This window comes from Alteromonas sp. 07-89-2 (assembly GCF_013113925.1).
Taxonomy (GTDB): domain Bacteria; phylum Pseudomonadota; class Gammaproteobacteria; order Enterobacterales; family Alteromonadaceae; genus Alteromonas; species Alteromonas macleodii.
The window spans coordinates 31,411-51,037 of record NZ_VTYM01000029.1 but is presented as its reverse complement, the minus strand read 5'-3'; the positions used below and the strand labels follow the sequence as shown (position 1 = coordinate 51,037).

17 protein-coding genes are annotated in these 19,627 nt (G+C 43.5%); 5 read left to right on the top strand and 12 right to left on the bottom strand.

The features are described from left to right. The first annotated feature begins 1,573 nt into the window (after positions 1 to 1,573). Positions 1,574 to 2,620: an IS110 family transposase gene (locus F0261_RS16950; protein ID WP_049589043.1), complete on the top strand. Its 1,047-nt coding sequence runs from the start codon at positions 1,574 to 1,576 to the stop codon at positions 2,618 to 2,620. A 364-nt stretch (positions 2,621 to 2,984) separates the two neighbouring features. Here F0261_RS16950 and F0261_RS16945 read toward each other — a convergent pair whose 3' ends face one another. The 3 genes from F0261_RS16945 to cysK all read right to left on the bottom strand — a co-directional run bounded on the left by F0261_RS16945 (position 2,985) and on the right by cysK (position 5,367). Beyond that, a complete protein-coding gene (locus F0261_RS16945; RefSeq protein ID WP_253819448.1) occupies positions 2,985 to 3,299 on the bottom strand; it encodes a hypothetical protein in 315 nt (104 codons plus the stop codon). 400 nt (positions 3,300 to 3,699) lie between these two features. Then, positions 3,700 to 4,158, bottom strand: a complete 459-nt coding sequence (locus F0261_RS16940) for a hypothetical protein (RefSeq protein ID WP_014949692.1) — start codon at positions 4,156 to 4,158, stop codon at positions 3,700 to 3,702. A 243-nt stretch (positions 4,159 to 4,401) separates the two neighbouring features. Next, on the bottom strand, positions 4,402 to 5,367 hold the full coding sequence (cysK, locus tag F0261_RS16935) for a cysteine synthase A (RefSeq protein ID WP_014949690.1): 966 nt from the start codon (positions 5,365 to 5,367) through the stop codon (positions 4,402 to 4,404). A gap of 271 nt (positions 5,368 to 5,638) precedes the next feature. Here cysK and F0261_RS16930 point away from each other — a divergent pair, with 271 nt between their 5' ends. From F0261_RS16930 to F0261_RS16920, 3 genes are all read left to right on the top strand, one after another. After that, entirely contained in the window at positions 5,639 to 6,475 is an 837-nt protein-coding gene (locus F0261_RS16930; RefSeq protein ID WP_039220753.1) for a MoxR family ATPase, read from the top strand. Beyond that, a complete protein-coding gene (locus tag F0261_RS16925; protein ID WP_171338517.1) occupies positions 6,475 to 7,656 on the top strand; it encodes a VWA domain-containing protein in 1,182 nt (393 codons plus the stop codon). Before F0261_RS16930 ends, F0261_RS16925 begins: the two co-directional genes overlap by 1 nt. A 137-nt stretch (positions 7,657 to 7,793) precedes the next feature. Continuing rightward, positions 7,794 to 8,594 (top strand): NTP transferase domain-containing protein, encoded by an 801-nt coding sequence (locus F0261_RS16920; RefSeq protein ID WP_171338516.1) that lies wholly within the window; start codon positions 7,794 to 7,796, stop codon positions 8,592 to 8,594. 45 nt (positions 8,595 to 8,639) lie between these two features. On the opposite strand, the gene F0261_RS16915 is transcribed toward F0261_RS16920, so the two are convergent. The 9 genes from F0261_RS16915 to cmoA all read right to left on the bottom strand — a co-directional run bounded on the left by F0261_RS16915 (position 8,640) and on the right by cmoA (position 18,789). Then, the gene (locus F0261_RS16915) at positions 8,640 to 10,013 is read right to left on the bottom strand and encodes an MATE family efflux transporter (RefSeq protein ID WP_171338515.1); all 1,374 of its coding nucleotides are present in this window, start codon (positions 10,011 to 10,013) and stop codon (positions 8,640 to 8,642) included. Between the two features lie 99 nt (positions 10,014 to 10,112). Continuing rightward, complete coding sequence (gene glp, locus F0261_RS16910) at positions 10,113 to 11,327, bottom strand: gephyrin-like molybdotransferase Glp (protein WP_014979433.1); 1,215 nt, start codon at positions 11,325 to 11,327, stop codon at positions 10,113 to 10,115. Between the two features lie 138 nt (positions 11,328 to 11,465). Then, entirely contained in the window at positions 11,466 to 12,179 is a 714-nt protein-coding gene (locus tag F0261_RS16905) for a phosphoglycolate phosphatase (protein WP_014979432.1), read from the bottom strand. 57 nt (positions 12,180 to 12,236) lie between these two features. Next, a complete protein-coding gene (locus tag F0261_RS16900) occupies positions 12,237 to 13,991 on the bottom strand; it encodes a sugar phosphorylase (protein ID WP_014979431.1) in 1,755 nt (584 codons plus the stop codon). Positions 13,992 to 13,996: 5 nt separating this feature from the next. Further along, entirely contained in the window at positions 13,997 to 15,220 is a 1,224-nt protein-coding gene (locus tag F0261_RS16895) for a glycosyl transferase (RefSeq protein ID WP_014949682.1), read from the bottom strand. Between the two features lie 12 nt (positions 15,221 to 15,232). After that, positions 15,233 to 16,042 (bottom strand): mannosyl-3-phosphoglycerate phosphatase, encoded by an 810-nt coding sequence (locus F0261_RS16890; protein ID WP_014979430.1) that lies wholly within the window; start codon positions 16,040 to 16,042, stop codon positions 15,233 to 15,235. After that, a complete protein-coding gene (locus tag F0261_RS16885; protein ID WP_171338514.1) occupies positions 16,039 to 16,911 on the bottom strand; it encodes a kinase in 873 nt (290 codons plus the stop codon). The genes F0261_RS16890 and F0261_RS16885 overlap by 4 nt, the downstream gene beginning before the upstream one ends. Before the next feature lie 94 nt (positions 16,912 to 17,005). Next, positions 17,006 to 18,004, bottom strand: coding sequence for a tRNA 5-methoxyuridine(34)/uridine 5-oxyacetic acid(34) synthase CmoB (gene cmoB, locus F0261_RS16880; RefSeq protein ID WP_171338513.1), 999 nt, complete (start codon positions 18,002 to 18,004; stop codon positions 17,006 to 17,008). Between the two features lie 53 nt (positions 18,005 to 18,057). Continuing rightward, a complete protein-coding gene (gene cmoA, locus F0261_RS16875) occupies positions 18,058 to 18,789 on the bottom strand; it encodes a carboxy-S-adenosyl-L-methionine synthase CmoA (protein ID WP_014979428.1) in 732 nt (243 codons plus the stop codon). Between the two features lie 173 nt (positions 18,790 to 18,962). On the opposite strand from cmoA, the gene F0261_RS16870 reads away from it, so the two are divergent. After that, positions 18,963 to 19,598, top strand: a complete 636-nt coding sequence (locus tag F0261_RS16870) for a response regulator transcription factor (protein ID WP_171338512.1) — start codon at positions 18,963 to 18,965, stop codon at positions 19,596 to 19,598. Positions 19,599 to 19,627 lie beyond the last annotated feature (29 nt).

Below are 19,627 nucleotides of genomic sequence, written 5' to 3'. Positions count from 1 at the left end.
ACAAACGAAGTAAACGAGTTCTAAAAAGGCAACGGTATTGATCTTGAAATAGTGGTCAAAGGACTATCTTTTTTCATTGACAGCCCGGAGGCTCATATGTGTTAAATGTTTTCACATGCCAAACTCAAAATGTCTAGCCATCGCGAGTGCCAAAATAATTACAAATACAGGCGCGACAAGATAAACGAAATACCCTATTAGCCTACTTTTGGGCAACCAATACTTTCTCTCACGATACTTTTTTGCTTTGACTATCAATGAAAATGACAAAGGCCAAATTAACAGTACTACCGGCACTGCTAAAATTTTGTCTATTTCTACAAACGCTGATAACGCATAAAAAACCGAACCGGTCGATACTAAAAATATGATAAACCATAAAATAAGAGATTTATCAGTGGCCATACTAAGTTTATTGCAATAACTACAAGCTGTAGGCCTCCAATTATCCATGCCTAGTATATCTAGCATTTTCATTTTTTTATTGCAGTGAGGGCATGATGTCATGGGTACATTTAACTTTTAAATAAGGGGCGCAGGAGTGTGGGGCATAATGGCGAAGCCGCCCCGCATGTATGCGTCCCAACGAACGAAGTGAGTGACTTAATTTTTTTGTTATGTGACTTTGCCAATACAGAGTACCTAAGTTTTATGGAATTTAGAAACTGGATATATGGCAACCAGAGCGAACATAAAAAACACTTCGAAGGCCAGAAGCCCACTAATTGCTATTAAGATAATATTAAGCGCTAACTGTTTATTGGACATATCAAAGTACCTACGCAACCAGTCTATTTCACTGAGCAGATAGAAAAAAATGACGAATGCAAAAGTACAACTAGCTAAAACATTGAGCTTGAAAACACAAGGAAGTATGAAGAAGCAACTAGATAAAAAAAGGACCAATAACTGTATCTTAGGTAGTTGCAGTCTGTCTTCATTAGTCATTAGATGATTCTATTCCCTTAGTCACATAACTTTTCAATAACGGGCGCAGGCACGTGGGGCATAATGGCGAAGCCGCCCCGCGTGTATGCGTCCCAGCGAACGAAGTGAGTGTGTTGATTGAGTTGTTATATGCGTACAACTTAAAACCTTTTACACATTCACTCTAATAAAAACAAACCCTAGCTACATAGAGGATGTATTTGTTTTAGGTAATTACTTGTTTGCCCATCGGTAACAATAGAACCACCCAACAGGCGGAATCAAGAAGTTGAGCAAGACGGCGTAAATGGCAACCAACCCGATATTGTCAGCCTTACCTTTAGCAAATTTGATGGTAAAGAAAATTACAACTAAAGCGAGAATGAAGAGTACTTGCCCCCAAAATGTAGCGTTTAGATTCATAAAATTCCTAATTGATGAGCTTCCTGAAAAGCATATAACACCCCACTTAGGGGCAAATACACGTAGGCTAAAATTGGAGCGAAGCGACTGAGCCTACGTGTATTTGTCCCAGCCCGCTTGCGGGCGACTACAGTGGTTTGATACTTATTGAGCCTTCTCCCCAGCTTAACCAATTTTATTGGCTAAGCTGGAAGGCGACCAAACCCAAAATGGAGAAGACTCAATGCAATTCTATACTAACTTACATCCTTTTTACTGCGGAATCGATCTTCATGCACGAATGCTTTATTTATGCATCCTAGATGCTCGCGGCGAGATACTGGTTCATAAGAAGATAAAAGATTCTCCTGAGCAGCTCTTACACCTTCTTGCACCCTACATCGGGAATATTGTGGTGGGCGCAGAATGTATGCATTGCTGGTACTGGCTCAGTGATTTTTGCGAACATCATAATATTGATTTTATTCTCGGCCACGCCCTCTATATGAAGGCGATTCATGGCGGTAAAACCAAGAACGATAAAATTGATGCGTATAAAATTGCCAAGCTTATGCGAGGTGGTAATTTTCCTTTGGCTTACGTTTATCCCAAGGAGAAGCGTGCTATTCGAGATTTATTACGTAGACGAACGCATGCTATGCGCCATAGTGCCGAGTTAAAGGCATTCATAAAGAATGCGTTGTCACAGTACAACCTACCAGTACCTGAAAAATCAGACCTAAGCTACACCACCGGTCGCGATGCAATGCGCGGATATTTCCCCAATCCACAGGTTCAACGCAGTATTGATATGAATCTACGATTAATTGAAGTTTATGACCATGAAGTCAGTAGCATTGAATGTTATGTAGAAAAATTGACTAAACATGACAACGGCCGTGACTACTATTTGTTGCGTTCATTACCTGGCGTTGGGCGAGTATTGGCCCTCACCATTCTTTATGAGATTGGCACTATTAAGCGCTTCGACAGTGTTCAGAAGTTTGCGTCTTATTCTCGGCTAGTTAAATGTAAAGCGGAATCAGCCGGTAAAGCCTACGGTACGCAGGGTAATAAAATTGGTAACGCGCACCTTAAATGGGCGTTCTCTGAAGCCGCAGTGCTGTTTTTGAAGGGTAATCCTCCGGCGCAAGCCTATCTCGCTAAGCTGCAGAAACGAATGAGCAAAGCAAAAGCACTCTCTGCATTGGCACATAAACTAGGTCGCTGCATGTATTTTATGCTAAAGAACCAGACGGTATTCGACAGTGAACGCTTTTTAGCAGGGTAAGTCGCACAGGCGGATGAGCTGAACGCCTAACTGGTCGAATGGCGAGTATTGTGTTCATGATGATTTAGGGAAAAGAACCTGTTCAACATGAACTATACCAGTGTCCACAGCCACTACGCTTTGATTAGACATCCGTCTGTTGCGCATCAATACTCTGTGCTAAATCGCTTGCACCTGAACTGAGCCTGCCCCTAACTGGCGACAGAAATCAGCCACTACGTTTGAATAGTGCCAGCATCAGGTTAACCGATGAATGTCTAGTGCCCCTGTACACGTAAAGGATTGCATAGTAACAGGCAGCGATGAGATCGTATTAAGAGAGCCTCTATATGTGTGGCTCATATGTGTTAGCAGCCAATGCCACTCAAACCTTGTCGATTTTTAAAATTCCGTTCCCGTATTTAGACAGGTAAACAATAGTCACGCACTGTCCGTTTTGAATGAACGTTTCGTGCTCTCGATTGGCAAAAAAATACTGTTTAGTAGCGTAATCGTTGTATTTGAATTTTATACCTGAAACGAAGAAAGTTTCTTCTCTACTATTACTTTTTACTGTTTTGTGGTCAGTTATACAACCAGATATGACCTGAGCCTCATTCGCCCAAATAGCATTTTGGACTTGATACGCCCCCCAACTGTTAAGAACTACTGTGGTAAAAGCAATTATCCATATGCTCACAACAATAACTCCGATGTGTTTAGGTTTTAATTTGATTAGTGCTGACAGCGACTGTAGCAAAGGTGTGAATTTAAAAATCGCAAAAAGGACTAAATTGAAACCAAGGTTAAGGGATTCCACATTACTTACGAAGTAGGTGCTGTTTGAAGGTTTTAACATCGTATTAATCTTAAATTCCTAGACTTGGCTGCTAACAATTTAATGTACAGAAAAAATCCTTTATGCAAGGTGGAAACTATCCGTATATCACTTATGAGCGTTTTAAAATTATTATCCGAAAACAATGCTTTGAACAAAAAATAAACGCTTTTAAGCATAAAAGCCGGAAAACATCTTTTTTATTTTCTTCATTTGTAAAAAGCTACGTTGCTGGCCATAAAAACAGCGTTTATCTACACTATTATAAATAGGCATCTGGATGAATTTTATTAACCTTCCATTCACCGTCTTCTTTAATCAAGTCTAGGCTACGCAAGTCTTCAATTTTATCGTCGTTGTATGTTCCACTTAAAAATACCGTGATTGTCGATTTTTCTGCGAATTCGTTGCGGCCAACTCGGCCTGCGCTTTGAGGAGTGATGGTGACGGTGTCATATTTAAGGTTTAAGAGGTGGCGCTGAACGTTACTGTTAGTGTGGTATCTCGTTAATATACGAGACAGTTTTTCGCTTGATAGGCGAATTGCTGTATCAAGGTTGTCATCTTCATAAACACTTTTGAGAAACGCTACGGTGGTGTACTCAGGGGTACTTTCATCAAGCATGCCGTACCGCCCGATGCCTTCTTCCTTTTTACCGCAAGCGGATAAAATCAACACTGTAAAAAGCCCGAAAAGGGCGTACCACATACGCGTTTTCATTTGGATTACCTTAATGTAAAGAGGTCCGTTTCTTATTGATAGTTTTATATCTCAACGAAGTCAATGTGCTCGCCGCTTCGCTAATCTATGCTTTGATTATTCACAATATTGCGCACAAAAGCAAAGTAATAGAGTGTAAAACTCAGGTGTTTGTGTCCATAAAACTTCAGGAGAAATAGAAAAGAGTAGGCCTAAAAAACGAGGCACTAGGCCTCGTTTTTAAATAATTAAACATTTTGGCGGTTATTGAACTTCTTCTTGTTCGTCGAACGCACCAGCAAACAGAGGGCTACTTAGGTAACGTTCTGTGCCGCTTGCTAGAAGTACTACAACCACTTTGTCTTTGTTTTCTGGGCGTTCAGCAAAACGCTTAGCAGCAACAACGGCTGCACCAGAAGAAATACCTGCAAGAATACCCTCGTCGGTCATTAGCTTGCGCGCCATGTCCATACATTCTTCGTTGGTAACTTGCTCAACTTCGTCAATTAGGTCTAGGTCTAGGTTACCTGGAATGAAACCTGCGCCAATACCTTGAATTTTGTGTGGGCCAGGGGTTAATTCTTCGCCCGCAAGCGCTTGGGTAATTACTGGAGAGTCTGTTGGCTCAACGGCAATAGAAGTAATTGCTTTACCTTTCGTATTTTTAAGGTAGCGACTTACACCCGTGATTGTACCACCCGTACCTACACCAGCTACGAATGCATCTACTTTACCGTCTGTATCTTCCCAAATTTCAGGGCCAGTGGTTTTTTCGTGAATAGCTGGGTTAGCCGGGTTGTCGAACTGTTGAAGTAGTACGTATTTGTCTGGATCTGATGCCACAATTTCTTGTGCAGCGGCAACGGCACCTTTCATGCCCTTAGGCGCTTCAGTAAGAACAAGGTTTGCGCCCAAAGCTTTTAGAAGTTTGCGACGCTCAAGGCTCATGCTGCTAGGCATGGTTAGCGTTAGCTTATAACCGCGAGACGCTGCAACAAACGCCAAAGCGATACCTGTGTTACCACTGGTCGGCTCTACAATTTCTTTACCTTCGGTAAGGACACCGCGCTTTTCAGCATCCCAAATCATGTTTGCGCCAATGCGGCACTTAACGCTGAAGCTTGGGTTACGCGATTCAATTTTTGCGTATACATTACCTGATGTTACGCGATTTAGCTTTACTAGTGGCGTGCGGCCAATAGATAGGGAATTGTCGTCAAATACGTTCATTATAAATCCTTACCTCGTTCCTTATTTTATAGGAAACCCCGTCTGTCGTGATCTGTACGACCTTTTTAGTAGTTAATAATTCAACGCGTGTGATAGTTAATAATTCACAGCCTGAATTAGGGGATTTCGTCATACCCCTATATCATTGGTCCCAATCAGTAAAATGCAAAGTGCTTTTTAGCTATATGTTATATCTATGGGCAATCATGAGAAGGCCTTGATATTATAGTTAAAATTGCAAAGACGAAAAATTATACGGAGTACAACAATAATGGCTTTTAGTGGCACGTCTAATTATATCGCAACCAAAGACTTACAGCTGGCGGTTAACGCAGCTATTACGCTAGAGCGTCCGCTTTTAATTAAAGGCGAGCCGGGCACAGGTAAAACCATGCTTGCTGAAGAATTGGCCGAGAGTTTAGGCACCGAACTAATTCAGTGGCACATTAAATCAACCACTAAAGCACAGCAAGGTTTGTACGAATACGACGCAGTGTCACGTCTTCGCGACTCTCAACTTGGTGATGATCGCGTTCACGATATCAGCAACTACATCGTAAAAGGTAAATTATGGGAAGCCTTTAGCGCAGAAAAGCGCCCGGTACTATTAATTGACGAAATTGATAAAGCTGACATTGAGTTTCCCAACGACTTGCTGCTAGAGCTCGATAAGATGGAGTTCTTCGTTTATGAAACGCAGGAACGTGTAGTCGCGAAGCAGCGTCCTATTGTTATTATTACATCGAACAACGAAAAAGAGCTGCCAGACGCTTTCTTGCGCCGTTGTTTCTTCCACTACATTCAGTTCCCGAATCCAGAGGAAATGCAAGAAATCGTTAACGTACATTTCCCAGATTTAAAGAAAAAGCTGCTTGATGAAGCGTTAAAGGCCTTCTTTGAAATTCGAGATGTACCAGGGCTTAAGAAAAAGCCTTCTACCTCTGAACTTATCGACTGGCTTAAGCTCTTGGTTGCTGAAGATATTCCACCAGAAGCGCTTCACTCAAAAGACGGAAAAGCTGCTATTCCACCACTTTACGGGGCACTACTTAAAAACGAACAAGACATACATTTGTTTGAAAAACTGGTCTTTATGGCGCGTCGCTAATGCTTATTCAGTTTTTTTATACACTGCGAAAATATCAGGTTAAAACCACGCTGCGCGAGTTGCTGGATTTGCTTAGTGCGCTTGAAAAGCACGTGGTGTATGCCGATATCGAAGCGTTCTACAGTTTGTCGCGTACCATAATGGTGAAGGACGAAACTCAGTACGATAAGTTCGACAGGGCGTTTGCTGAATATTTTGAAGGTGTTGAATCTGTTGATTTGTTTGGCAAAGACATTCCTGAAGAATGGCTGCGTAAGGAAATTGAGAAAAATTTAAGCCCTGAAGAGCGCGAGGCACTGCGTAAAGCGGGCGGCCTCGACGAACTGATGGAAACCTTGAAGAAGCGCTTAGAAGAACAAGAAAAGCGCCACCAAGGTGGAAACAAATGGGTTGGCACGGGCGGCACCTCGCCTTTTGGCGCGTATGGCGACAACCCAGAGGGCGTGCGAATTGGGCAAAAAGGGAATAGAAAGTTCTCGGCGGCTAAAGTGTGGGATAAGCGTGAGTTTAAAAACTTAAGCTCTGATGTCGAACTGGGTACGCGTAATATTAAAGTGGCGCTTAGAAAGCTGCGCAAGTTTGCTCGCACGGGTGCCAGCGAGCATTTAGATGTACCTACGACGATAGGTGAAACCGCAAAGAAAGGTGGCTTGCTTGATATTCATATGGCGCCAGAACGTCATAATGCGGTTAAGGTATTGATGTTTTTTGATGTGGGCGGCTCTATGGACCCTCACGTTAAGAGCACCCAAGAGCTTTTTTCAGCAGTGCAGACCGAGTTTAAGTACCTTGAGTACTTTTACTTTCACAACTGCGTGTATGAAGAAGTGTGGAAAGATAACCTTCGCCGCAATAAAGAGCGCATTTCTATTTGGGATATCATTCACCGCTACGGAAAAGACTATAAAGTTATTTTTGTAGGTGATGCAACCATGGGGCCGTATGAAATTACCTACCCAGGGGGCAGCGTAGAGCATTGGAATGAAGAGCCAGGTAGTGTATGGATTCAGCGTTTGTTAAACCACTTTAATAACGCGGTATGGCTTAACCCACAGCCTGAAAATTATTGGCCGTATTATTCGTCTATTAAAATTATTCGTGAAATAATGGAAGACAGAATGTATGGGCTTACGCTTGAAGGACTAACGGCTGCTATAAAGGGGCTTAGCAGAAGCCGTTAAGCCCTTTGCGGTTACAAGGTTTCATACTCACGAAAACCGCGATGGCGACAATGTTATTTCCCTGGGAACTGGCTTTGTTAAAGCGTAAATGGTTTTGCGCTCGCTTAGATAAAGCGCGTTGACTAAAAGGTGTTACATTGAGTTCGGTTGTTTATCGCTTAGCTTTCGTTTTACTTGCTGGCGGGCAAAGCTCCCGCTATAACGGCAACAAACTCTTATCAGAGCATCCGATTACAAAATTGCCGCTTGTTCAGCACAGTGCTAACGAACTTATTCAAGCTCGCGATAAAATAGTGTCGATCAGCAAACATCCAGTTACGGTTGTTACAGGCAAATGGCACGACAGCGTGAGTTCGCAGTTAGCTGAAGCTTTTTCTGGTCTACCTGAAACACCCGTTGAGGTGATACACAATACGCAGTGGGAAGAGGGGATAGCATCAAGTATTCGCAGCGGGCTTTTACATTTACTACGCCTGGCATTACAACCTAAAACGTCGCTTTCACCAACTTCGCTTCCAAAATCGCCTCTACAAACATCGTCGTTATTAGATGGAACATCTTCGGGCACCAATCCTTCACATGTGCTTGTTACCCTTGCTGACCTGCCAAGTCTAAACACACAGGATCTTGCCCGCCTTATTGATGCTTCTAAAGCTTACCCAAACCACATAGTGTGTAGCGAGTGGCAGAAGCATGGGGAGAAGGACGGGCAGAGGGATGGGCAGAAATACGGGGAGCCTAATAGTCGGTTAACAGTGCCTGCTATTTTCCCAGAAGCAATGTTTAGCGAATTATTAGCGCTTCAGGGAGATACCGGCGCTAAGCCAATCATTAAAAAGTATGCGAAGTTAGGGAATGTAAGGGCTGTGTCTATACCTAATGCACGAATTGATATAGACACCCCGCAAGATTGGGTAAAATTTAAACAGCGAGACTAGCCCTTTTTCTATCGCATTTTAGGCAGTCTTCGGCAGTTAAGGTGCTCAAGCACTCGCGATGCGATGGGCTGCACTTGGCCTTTGAATGTAAAGAAGACGGGCTCCAAGCATTACGGCTGCTGCACTTAAGCCTACGATGAATCCTATCCAGAACCCCGCTGCAGCCATCGGCTCAGCCGTTACCCAGTCTGTTCTTCCCAAAACTACACCGGTAGGAAGTCCTATTAACCAGTACGACACAAAGGTAATGATAAACATCGCCGTAGTGTCTTTGTAACCGCGTAGAGCATTGGCAGAGATAACCTGAACGGCGTCTGACAGCTGAAACAGTGCAGCGTATATAAGTAGTGCATTGGCTAGCGTGTAAACAGCATCGTCGCTAGTATATAGCCCAATAATGAAACCCTTTGCTAACAATGTGAAGCTAGCAGTGCACGCAGAGGTGAAAAAGCCGATAAGAATAGCGGTACGGGCTGCTATTTTGGCCTGACGCTGATTTCTTTGCCCAATGCGATACCCAATACGAATCGCGGCAGCCATCCCAATACTCATGGGAAACATAAACATAAGCGCCGAGAAATTCAGGGCAACTTGATGGGCCGCTACCGTGGTAGCGCCAAATGGTGCCAATAGCAATGCAACTAGTGAAAACAGGGTTACTTCGAACAAAATCGTCATGGCGATGGGTAAACCCATCTTAAAGGTTCGGCTTATGGTAACCATGTTTGGCTTGTATAGCTGGCTGAACAAATTATATTTTTGCAGGGCAGGGGCAAAGCGCACATAGACAAAGGTTGCAATCAGCATAGTGTAAATAACGATGCCGGTAGCAATACCACAGCCGGCGCCACCCATAGCAGGCAGTGGGCCAACACCATAAATAAACAGGTAGTTTCCAACAATGTTTGCCATTAAGCCAATTACGGTAATGATCATAGTTGGCTTGGTTTTACCTAAGCCTTCACAATAGTTTCTAAGCCATTGGTAAAGTGCAAATCCAGGCATAGCGAACAGCACATAAAGTACGTAGTCTACGGTAATGCTAAATAGCTCGGGCGCCATAGGGAACAGCGCGACGATGCTTTCAGTAAATGGAATTAAGCCTGCTACCGCTAATCCCACAAAGAAAACCAGATAACCAGCTTGCTGACTTGCGTCGGCAATACCACTTAAATTTTTATTTCCCTGCAACCGTGAAATGATTGGGGGAAGTGCCAGCGCTATACCCTGTATAAAGCAAAGCAGTGGCACAGTGATGCTAAATCCAAGTGCTACCGCAGCCATATCGGTTGCACTGTAGCGCCCAGCCATAATAGTATCGCTAACGCCCATTAGCATTTGAGTAATCTGCGCAACCAACAATGGCCATGCTAGTTTTAAAATGTCTCTTCCTTCTAAAAGAAAGCGTTTCTTATTCACGGTAATGTGTCTCTATATGGGTCGCCTAGGGCGATAAAAATGCAGAAAATAAAAACGAGCTTAAAGCCTTAACGAAGTAGCGTATCAACAACGAACTTGTTAAAAATGTAGCGGCATAACCGGAACCGTATCGCCAACTTTTAACTCACTCATATCTTCATGTACTACCATTAGGCAGTTAGCAGAAGTGATTGAAGTCATAACGCCAGAGCTTTGTGACCTAAATGGTGTGACTTCCCATTCACCTTGATTATTTCTTACCATGGTTGCACGCTGAAAGTCTCGGCGGCCTGCACGTCGCATAAGAGGTGTCGTAATGCTAGCGTTAACAAAGAACGGCTCGTGCGGTTGTACTTGCCCTTGCATTTTTTTAATAACAGGCACAACCAATAATTTTGCGGTAACAAACGAAGACACAGGGTTGCCCGGCAAACCGCAAAACAACGTGTTGTTTATTTTGCCCAGAGCAAAGGGTTTACCCGGTTTAACCGCGACTTTCCAAAAGTCGATAGTGCCCAATTCAGCGATGATATCTTTTACATAGTCGGCATCGCCCACAGATACACCACCGCTACTTACCATTACATCTACACGCTCGCTCGCCTCAATGAAGAGTTTACGCAAAGAAGCTTCGTCGTCTTCTACAATGCCGAAATCAACAAGCTCTACGTTTTCATTGCTTAAAATGCTGCTTACACCAACGCGATTAGACTCGAAAATTTGTGTCGATTTACAGGGTTCGCCAGGTGCAGCAAGTTCAGAACCAGTCGCGACTACACCAACGCGAAGTTTTCTGAATACTTCCACCTTACTGTTTCCTTGGGAGGAAAGCAGCATAAGGTGTTCGGCGTGAAGGCGCGTGCCCTTGCTTATTAGTGTATCGCCTCTGGCGATATCATTTGCCTTTTTACGTATATTCTCTTGCGCCGATGGAATTTTATTGATCAAAACCGCGCCATCATGACTTTCAGTATTCTCTACCATTACAACGGCGTTAGCATTGGCAGGCACCGGGGCCCCCGTCATTATTTTAAATGCTTTGCCTTTTTCAAGCGGCTCATCAGCACTCATGCCAGCTGTAATTACACCCTGTACTTCGAGTTTATCACTGTGTTTGAGATCTTCCGCATTTACGGCATAGCCATCCATTGCTGAATTATCCCAGGGCGGGACATCAACGTGGGCAGTTACATCTTGGGCCAAGATGCGGTTGTTGGCGTCAAAAATGCTCACTTGCTCAACGTCGTTTATCGCTTTTGCAGCGTCTAATGCTTTAGTGAGGGCTTCTTCTAGTGAAAGCCATTTAGATGACATACCAACAACTCCATGAAATGATTTAACACGCGGATATTACAGAAAAAGCGGCCTTATACCAAAGGTTAAAGCGTGAAATAAAAGAAAGTATGCGTAAACGACGCAATTGAAGTTTCATCAAGGGCTATGTCAGATGAATTAAGAAGCGAGCGTTAATATCTCTTCAAAATCGTCGAAAACCCAGTTAGGTTTATATTTTGCGATGTTCTCACCATAGTTATACCCGTAGGTAAGCCCTACACTTTTTATGTTCGCGGCTTTTGCGGCAACAATGTCATTTTTAGAATCTCCAACCATTACACACTGTGAGGGTGAAACACCAAGCTTTTCACAGGCATGCAGAAGGGGAAAGGAAGATGGCTTTTTTTCCGGTAAACTGTCACCGCCAATGGTAAGCGAAAACAACGAAAATATTGAGAACGATGAAAGAATAGGCTCAATAAATTCCGAAGGTTTATTAGTGATTAATGCTAGCGTGAACCCTTGTTCTTTTAGCGCGTGAAGTGTTGAGAACACGCCTTCGTACAGCACTGTACTTTTAGTTTCTAGCGTTCGGTAATAGAACAGAAATTTTTCTAAAGCGGCATCAATCTCGTTTGATGTGTAATGGTGTCTGATCTCTGCGTTGCCGCTCAATCCGCGTTCCACCAGAACACGAGCACCATTTCCAACCCAGTGTCTAATTGTCTGCTCGTTATACGTTGGTAATTGGTAGTCGTTTAATGTTTGGTTTAACGCTGTTGCCAAATCAGGAACAGAGTCCACCAAGGTTCCATCTAAATCGAAAAAAAAGGTATTAATTTCTTGCATTACAAACTTTTGATTTGCTAACTCGTGTGACAAGCATAACACCGCAGTATCCTTACCGCGGTAGATTTATTGGTCGACTGGCGTTATAAGCTCAAAGATTCATTCAAAATCTTGGTTGCTGATCCAAAGCACTTGATAAGGCTTCATTTGTAAGAAACCATTAGAAAGGGCTATCTCGTCACGGGTGATGAGATCAATCCAATTATCTGTGCCAATAAGGTTAATGTCAGACAGCAAAATTGTTTGTTCTTCGTCTGAAATATTACTAATACAGAAAATACTTTGCTTTCTATCGAGACTTTGTCGCCAGTAGCCAAATAATTGATTACCAAGCTGCAATGTAAACTGCGTTGCGTTAGGATGAAATGCAGGCTGTGCTTTACGTATACGTATAAGCTGGGAGATTCGAGTGAGTACTTTATGGTGCTGTGAAAAGGGCGAGTCCAACAGAGCCTCTAACTCGTTAAAGTCCCAACGTTTTCTGTTGATTGAACGATTTTGTCCTGTATTAGCGACTTTTTCATAATCGTTGGATGTGCCGAGTAAACTGTGAATGTAAATTCCTGGTATACCTTCCATACCTAACATTATGGCGTGAGCACAAATAAATCGGTCCACTTGATACTTATCAGGGCCCTTGGTGGTTCCTTGCAGCGCGTCGAACAGGGTGATGTTTATCTCGTAAGGCTTTTGCTGACCGTGATCAGAAGCGCGCCACGACACCTTGCCGCCAAAGTGCTGCATTGTATGCACAAGCTCTGAAATTTCTTCATCTGATAGTAGGCCTTCCGCCGGACGCAAGCCAATACCATCGTGCGAAGCGATAAAGTTAAAGTAGGCTGTGCCGTTTTGCGCCGGTGGCATACTCATCATCCAGCTTTTCAAATACGTACAATCACCCGTTACTAATGTATTTACAAGTAACGGCGGAAGCGAAAAGTTGTAGATAGCATGGGCTTCGTTAGCATTACCAAAGTACGTTAGGTTTTCCCTGTTGGGAATATTGGTTTCGGTAATGATTATGATGGAAGGATCCACATGTTCAATCAACGTTCGGATCAAACGTATGACTTCGTGGGTTTGGAATAGATTAATGCAGTTTGTACCTACAATTTTCCAAAGAAATGCCACTGCGTCTAAGCGAAAGATTTTAGCGCCTTTATCAATATACAGCTTGATGATATCGATAAACGCTAACAACACCTTGGGGTTTCTAAAGTCAAAGTCAACTTGGTCGTGACTAAACGTGCACCATACATGCTTTGTACCGTTGGCGGTTTCCGTTTCTCGCAGCAAGGGCGACACACGAGGGCGAGTTACCATGGAGAGGTCATCGGATGGGTCTGCCGTGAAGAAAAAGTCAGATCCCGGTCCTTCACCTCTCACAAAGTTATCAAACCACACGCTTCTTGCAGAGCAGTGATTGATAACTAAGTCGGTCATCAAGCCATAATCCTCAGCAATGACTTCAATATCGTCCCATGACCCCAGTGCTTCATTCACCGTAGAGTAATCGATAACCGAAAACCCATCGTCTGAGCTGTATGGAAAGAAGGGCAGGATGTGAACGTTATTAACGGTATTCTTGCAGTAGCGGTGCAAAAACTTATTTAACGTAACCAGCGGGCGCTCCCCTTCGTCAATGACACTATCACCGTAGGTAATCATGATAATGTCATCTTCATCCCAATAATTGTGATGAGACTGAGGTGAAGCAATATCTGTTTGCTGTTGAATGCCTATAGTGTTCATTAACTCAGTCGCTAGCGTCTCATACGAGACGTCCAGCGATACATCGGCATAAATGCTTTCTAAATGGTGTTTTACTTTGTCATGGAGATGGTCCCATGCCATATTACTTACTCCATATATTCTGCAGTATCGGCTTCAACCGCTTCTAATAGTCGCTCTAAAATATCGGGAACCGCGCTGGTCACGCGGTTCCAGCTTGGTATAAACGGCGTTTCCATAGGGTTTTCTAAAAAGTTTTGCCCCGCTTTCATGATGTTACTGGCAAACATTTCTACTGCTTTCTCTTCGCTGTGAATGTCTAAGTTCAAGCCATTCATTACCGCGTCATTGTGGTAGGTTTCTATAAAGTCTAGCGCAATACGGAAATAGGTGGCTTTAATTGAGCGGAACATTTCGTTGCTAAACGTATAGCCTTGTGTGGCAAGTTTTCTGAAAATGGCTTTGGTAATGTCGATAGACATTTTAGACAAACCACCTTGGTCGTTATTAAGCGATAAATCCTGATGTTTATGGTCGTAAATATCACATATATCTGCCTGACACAGACGGTTATGCGAATAATTGCGGTGCATTTCAGACAGCACACCAATTTCTAAGCCCCAGTCACTTGGAATGCGAATATCGTTTAGTACGTCGCGTCTAAACGAAAACTCACCCGCTAATGGATAGCGGAAGCTGTCCATAAACTCCAAGTATTCGTTGTCTCCCATAATGCGTTTTAATGCACGAAGTAATGGCGTAACGAGAAGTCGAGAAACACGGCCATTAATTTTGCCATTAGCCACACGCGCATAGTAACCCTTACAAAACTCGTAGTTAAACATTGGGTTGGCTACAGGGTAGATAAGCTTGGCGAGCAAATCTTTATTATAGGTAACGATATCGCAATCGTGTAGTGCAACAGACTCAGCACGATTCGATGCTAGTACGTAGCCCATGCAGTACCAAACGTTTCGGCCTTTACCTAACTCCTTTGGCGCCAAGCCTTGAGCCTGAAGCTCTTCATCAAGTGCTTTAAGGCGAGGACCGTCGTTCCATAGCACTCTGTGATGCTGAGGAAGTTTGCCGAAAAATTTTAGTGCGTGTTTGTACTGCTCTTCATTGGCTCGGTCCAGACCGATGACAATTTCTGATAAGTAGGGCACGTCTGTTAATTCGTTGACGATATGTGGAAGTGCGTCGCCTTCTAATTCAGAAAAGAGCGACGGTAAAATAAGTGCCATAGGGCGCTTTTGTGAAAACTGTAGAAGCTCTGCTTCAAGCTCTTCGGTAGGACGACGAGCTAAGTTATGTAACGTAGTAACCACACCATTTTGATAAAAATCAGCCATGTGTCCTCCTGATCATAGGGATAGCAATTGAGTAAGCATTTCGTTCCAGCCTTCAGGGCCGGTTAGGGTGCTGGTATAGACCTCTTCTTTTTTTACTGCTGGTGGAGGATTTACCGGGGATAAAATGCGAATGGGGACGTGCGCAGCTTCAAGCATTGCAACGTCGTTCTTACCATCGCCAAGGGCAATAGTGTTAACTTTGGTGGTATGTTGCTTTTGATATTCATTGGCCAGCCACTTGAGGGCCTGGCCTTTATCGCAATTACCTGAAATATGAATGAAGCGGCCGCCTTCCAGAGGGAAAGCACCGCGATCTTTTACTACCTTTAAAAAGCGTTGTTTTTCTTCGTCAGTGCCAAGCCACAAAACCGGTTCGCCAAACTGGCGTTTGGCAGCGAGTGACGCTGACCTTTCGTCAAGCCCCGTGCATTCCTGAATTTCATGAATCGACATTTTTGAGAATTGTTTATACTTGCCGTCAAATTCGCTACCTATTTTTTCAAGTAGCTTAATCCAGTAATTTTTGTTTGAGATAAACGCCTTACACCAGTAGCCATCTATCCAAACCGTACCGCTGGGTTTTTGTTTGAAAAAGCCATGAGGGATGAAAATAGCGGCGCCATTTTCAATAATAAAAGGCCCGTCTAAACCAATACTTTCGCGCAGCGGTTGTAATTCAGCAAAGGTTTTGCTGGTAGTGGGAATAACGGGAATGTCCTTTTTTTCTAATGCCGTTAAAGCCGGTTTCGCCGCCTCGAAAGAGTAGGTATGGTGGTCTAACAGCGTGCCGTCCATATCGGTGAAAACAAGCGTTTTCGTCATCGTTTTACGTCCTGTTTAGTTATCGTTCTTGTTTCATCTAGATAAAACACGGTGTCGCACTTTTCAGGCAAGTGACGTAATGCGTGTTCAGTGATGCGTTGGTAGTGTTGCACAAAGTTTGCCACTTCTTCATCAGACATCACTCCATCGCTATCTTTTAACGCTTTTTGGGCGAGTTTATGTTCTTGCTCTAGCCGCCATTGATACACACAGTCGAAACTCGGTGCTTTCAGCATAATGCGGTAGTCTATTTTGTCGAACAACGTTTGATAATCGCCCGCTAGTTCAGTGTTTACGAAAGAGCGCCAAATGCCCAATGGGTCCTCTACTTCTTCAAGGTGGTTTACTGGCCGTTTAAGTTCGCTAGATGTTTGCGAAATAGCGCCCACGCACCATCCTTCAAGTATGATGAAATCGGGTGAAGATTCGATTACAGGCCACTGTTCTTTTGGGAACGGGTTATCTGTGGCTTTGTTAAAGCGTGGCAGCGATGTACGCGTGCCTTTTTCTAAACTGCGAAACGTATTTAACGCTAGAGGAATGTCATGAGTACCCGGCACACCACGAGTTGCTAGAAGCGGGTGCACTTTTATCGCTAGCGCATTTCGCTGCGACTGGTCGTAGTAAAAATCGTCAATTGAGAGTGATACCACTTTTTTGTTGTGGACCGAGGTAAGGAAGGACTCAATAAAACTGGTCAGAGTTGATTTACCTGAACCCTGGCTACCATTTATGCCTACGATAAATGGTTGTGTTGCACCATCTTGGTGCTTAAGCAGTTGCTCACATAATGGAGTGAACCATTTTTGTGCAGTTTCTGCATAGGTACTTGGCAATTGATGCGTCGTTAGAAAGCCATGTATATCCATGTTGTCACCTTAATCAATGCAGAATTCGCACGTTCTTCTTGATTAAGATAACAACATTTGTGCCAATAGGGTAACAGAGGCGTGGTCTTACGACTTACTTCTTGTTAGCGACAATCACGGCCCTTTGTGGTGCAGGGTAACCTTCGATAGTGCGAGTAATATCTTCCGGATCGAGAAAATCTTTCAAAGATTGCGTTTCCATCCAAGGCGTTGCGCGCTGCTCATCTAGGGTTGTGTGGTTGATATCTACAACGCGAATATTTTCAAAGCCTAAGCGGCCTAACCAAACAGATAGGGCTGCAGTGCTCGGTAAGAACCAGACATTTCGCATTTGTGCATAGCGTTCACCCGCCATCAATACTGTGTTTTCATCACCGTCCACGACAAGGGTTTCAAGAACCAGTTCGCCACCTTTTCTTAGCTGGTCTTTAAGTTGCTGCAGAAACGCCATTGGGTCTTTACGGTGGTAAAGTACACCCATAGAAAACACAGTGTCGAAAGCTCTCAGTGGCTGCATGTCTTCAATGCCCATCGGTAGAAAGTGGATATTCTCGGAAGGCACACTACTTTTACTAATAAATTGTTTAATGGCGTGAAACTGAATAAGAAACAGTTGGGTAGGATCTATACCTATTACGTTATTGGCACCTTCACCCAGCATGCGCCACATGTGATAACCACTACCACAACCTACGTCTAAAACGTTTCGGTCTTTCAGCGAACTAATATGAGGTGCTACGCGGTCCCATTTCCAGTCCGAACGCCACTCTGTATCAATATGAATTCCATGAAGATTAAATGGTCCTTTTCTCCAGGGCATAAACTGCTTTAGTAATCCTTCAATTTGTTTTTGGACATATTCATCTACGTCATTTTCGGTGCCAATAGAAACGCTTGAGGCTAAATCAACACAACTCGGCGACGTAGTCGGCAGCTTCGAAAGTAAACGGCACCATTTATCAAACTCACCGTGTTTAGCAGTTCGCTGCCAAGTGTCCATTTGTGCCGGCAGCGTTTGAAGCCAATGTGATAGCGGGCTGTCTATTAACGATTTGTAGCAATCGGTAAACCAAGTTTGTTCTAATTTGCTCATACTGTTCTTAATATGTGTTGGCGTTGCGGAAAGACGGACGTAGCGAGATTTGTTTAGCCTTTAATGGCAACCATAGACGTGAAGTTATAACACTTGTACCACATCACAACATCGGTAAACCCGACTTTTCTCAAGCGAGTATCATGCTCGTTAAATGTATCGGTTAGCATAACTTTTTCTAACGCGGCGCGCTTTTGGCTCACTTCTAGTTCACTATAACCGTTGTCGCGCTTAAATTGATGATGTAAATCTACCAGCAGCTCATTGCCAGTAAGGGTAGGGTGGCGTATTTTTTCTGATAGCACCAACATACCGCCGGGGTTTAACCCATCATAAATGCGCTTTAATAACGCTTCGCGGTCAGCGGGTGGGATAAATTGCAAAGTGAAATTCATCACAACCAAAGAGGCATTCTTAATTTCTACACTTTGTGCAAACCCATGCTCAATAACAATTGGGTTTGGCAGTGTGAAGGTCTGTACGACGCGTTTGCAGCGCTCTACCATTGCTTCTGAAGCATCCACACCAATAATTTCACATGTATCGTTAGGTACAGCTCTTGCCACAGATAAACTTGCAGCACCTAAGCTACAGCCAAGATCATAAACGACGGTATTGGGCGTAACGGCAATTTTAGCCAATTCGCCTATGGTGTGAACAATGGTTTCGTATCCAGGCACTGAGCGCTGAATCATATCGGGAAACACATCAACGACAGACTCGTCAAATTTAAAGTCATCTACTTTATTGAGTGCCTTTGCGTATATATTGTCGTGTTTCTTCACTGTGGATCTTCAATTAACTAATTTGGGGCGCAATTTTACCGTTTGATACGTAAATGCCAATGGAAAACACCAAATTTGTTATATTTTGCGTGATTTTTCTGGTTTAGGGCTTTTCGTTAATGATCTAAAGTATTAATCTATACTCATAATACAATAAGGAAGCAGTAACGCTAATGACAAGAATTCTAGTAGCAGACGATCACCCATTGTTTCGCGAAGCTTTGAGCGGCGCGTTGGAACCTTACTTTGAAAACGCACAGATAATTCAAGCAGGAAGCTTGGATGATGCGATGGCGAAGCTAAACGAATTCGACGGTGTTCAGCTGATCCTTCTTGACCTTAATATGCCTGGCGGTGAATATTTTAACGGCCTTATCACCCTGCGTGAGCAATATCCGAATATTCCTGTTGGTGTTGTTTCGGGCAGCGATACTGTTGAGGTTGTCGCTCAAGTAATGAGCCTAGGTGCTCAGGGCTTTATCCCCAAAGTGTCGCAAACACGAGAAATTGCTCAGGCTATTGTAGACATTATTGGTGGCAAAAAGTGGCTTCCAGAAGGTATGGAAGAAGAACTAGAGAAAGTTGACGATGAGCTAAAAGTTCTACTTCAGCGCTTCCGTGAACTTACACCTAAACAGATTCAAGTGCTTTCTTACTTACGCGCAGGCTTAATGAACAAGCAAATCGCTCACGAGATGAACGTTACGGAAGCAACCATTAAAGCTCACATTAGTGCCATTCTTCGCAAGCTAGAGATCAACACGCGTACGCAAGCCGTATTGTTGATGGATAAACTCCAACTTAGCTAAACTAAGTATTTATCTAGCGCTAATAAAAA

What these genes read in the sequence shown, in the direction of transcription:
- F0261_RS16950 (WP_049589043.1), top strand. Translation starts at nt 1,574, where the DNA reads ATGCAATTCTATACTAACTTACATCCTTTTTACTGCGGAATCGATCTT.
- F0261_RS16940 (WP_014949692.1), bottom strand. Translation starts at nt 4,158, where the DNA reads ATGAAAACGCGTATGTGGTACGCCCTTTTCGGGCTTTTTACAGTGTTG.
- cysK (WP_014949690.1), bottom strand. Translation starts at nt 5,367, where the DNA reads ATGAACGTATTTGACGACAATTCCCTATCTATTGGCCGCACGCCACTA.
- F0261_RS16930 (WP_039220753.1), top strand. Translation starts at nt 5,639, where the DNA reads ATGGCTTTTAGTGGCACGTCTAATTATATCGCAACCAAAGACTTACAG.
- F0261_RS16925 (WP_171338517.1), top strand. Translation starts at nt 6,475, where the DNA reads ATGCTTATTCAGTTTTTTTATACACTGCGAAAATATCAGGTTAAAACC.
- glp (WP_014979433.1), bottom strand. Translation starts at nt 11,327, where the DNA reads ATGTCATCTAAATGGCTTTCACTAGAAGAAGCCCTCACTAAAGCATTA.
- F0261_RS16900 (WP_014979431.1), bottom strand. Translation starts at nt 13,991, where the DNA reads ATGGCATGGGACCATCTCCATGACAAAGTAAAACACCATTTAGAAAGC.
- F0261_RS16895 (WP_014949682.1), bottom strand. Translation starts at nt 15,220, where the DNA reads ATGGCTGATTTTTATCAAAATGGTGTGGTTACTACGTTACATAACTTA.
- F0261_RS16890 (WP_014979430.1), bottom strand. Translation starts at nt 16,042, where the DNA reads ATGACGAAAACGCTTGTTTTCACCGATATGGACGGCACGCTGTTAGAC.
- F0261_RS16885 (WP_171338514.1), bottom strand. Translation starts at nt 16,911, where the DNA reads ATGGATATACATGGCTTTCTAACGACGCATCAATTGCCAAGTACCTAT.
- cmoB (WP_171338513.1), bottom strand. Translation starts at nt 18,004, where the DNA reads ATGAGCAAATTAGAACAAACTTGGTTTACCGATTGCTACAAATCGTTA.
- F0261_RS16870 (WP_171338512.1), top strand. Translation starts at nt 18,963, where the DNA reads ATGACAAGAATTCTAGTAGCAGACGATCACCCATTGTTTCGCGAAGCT.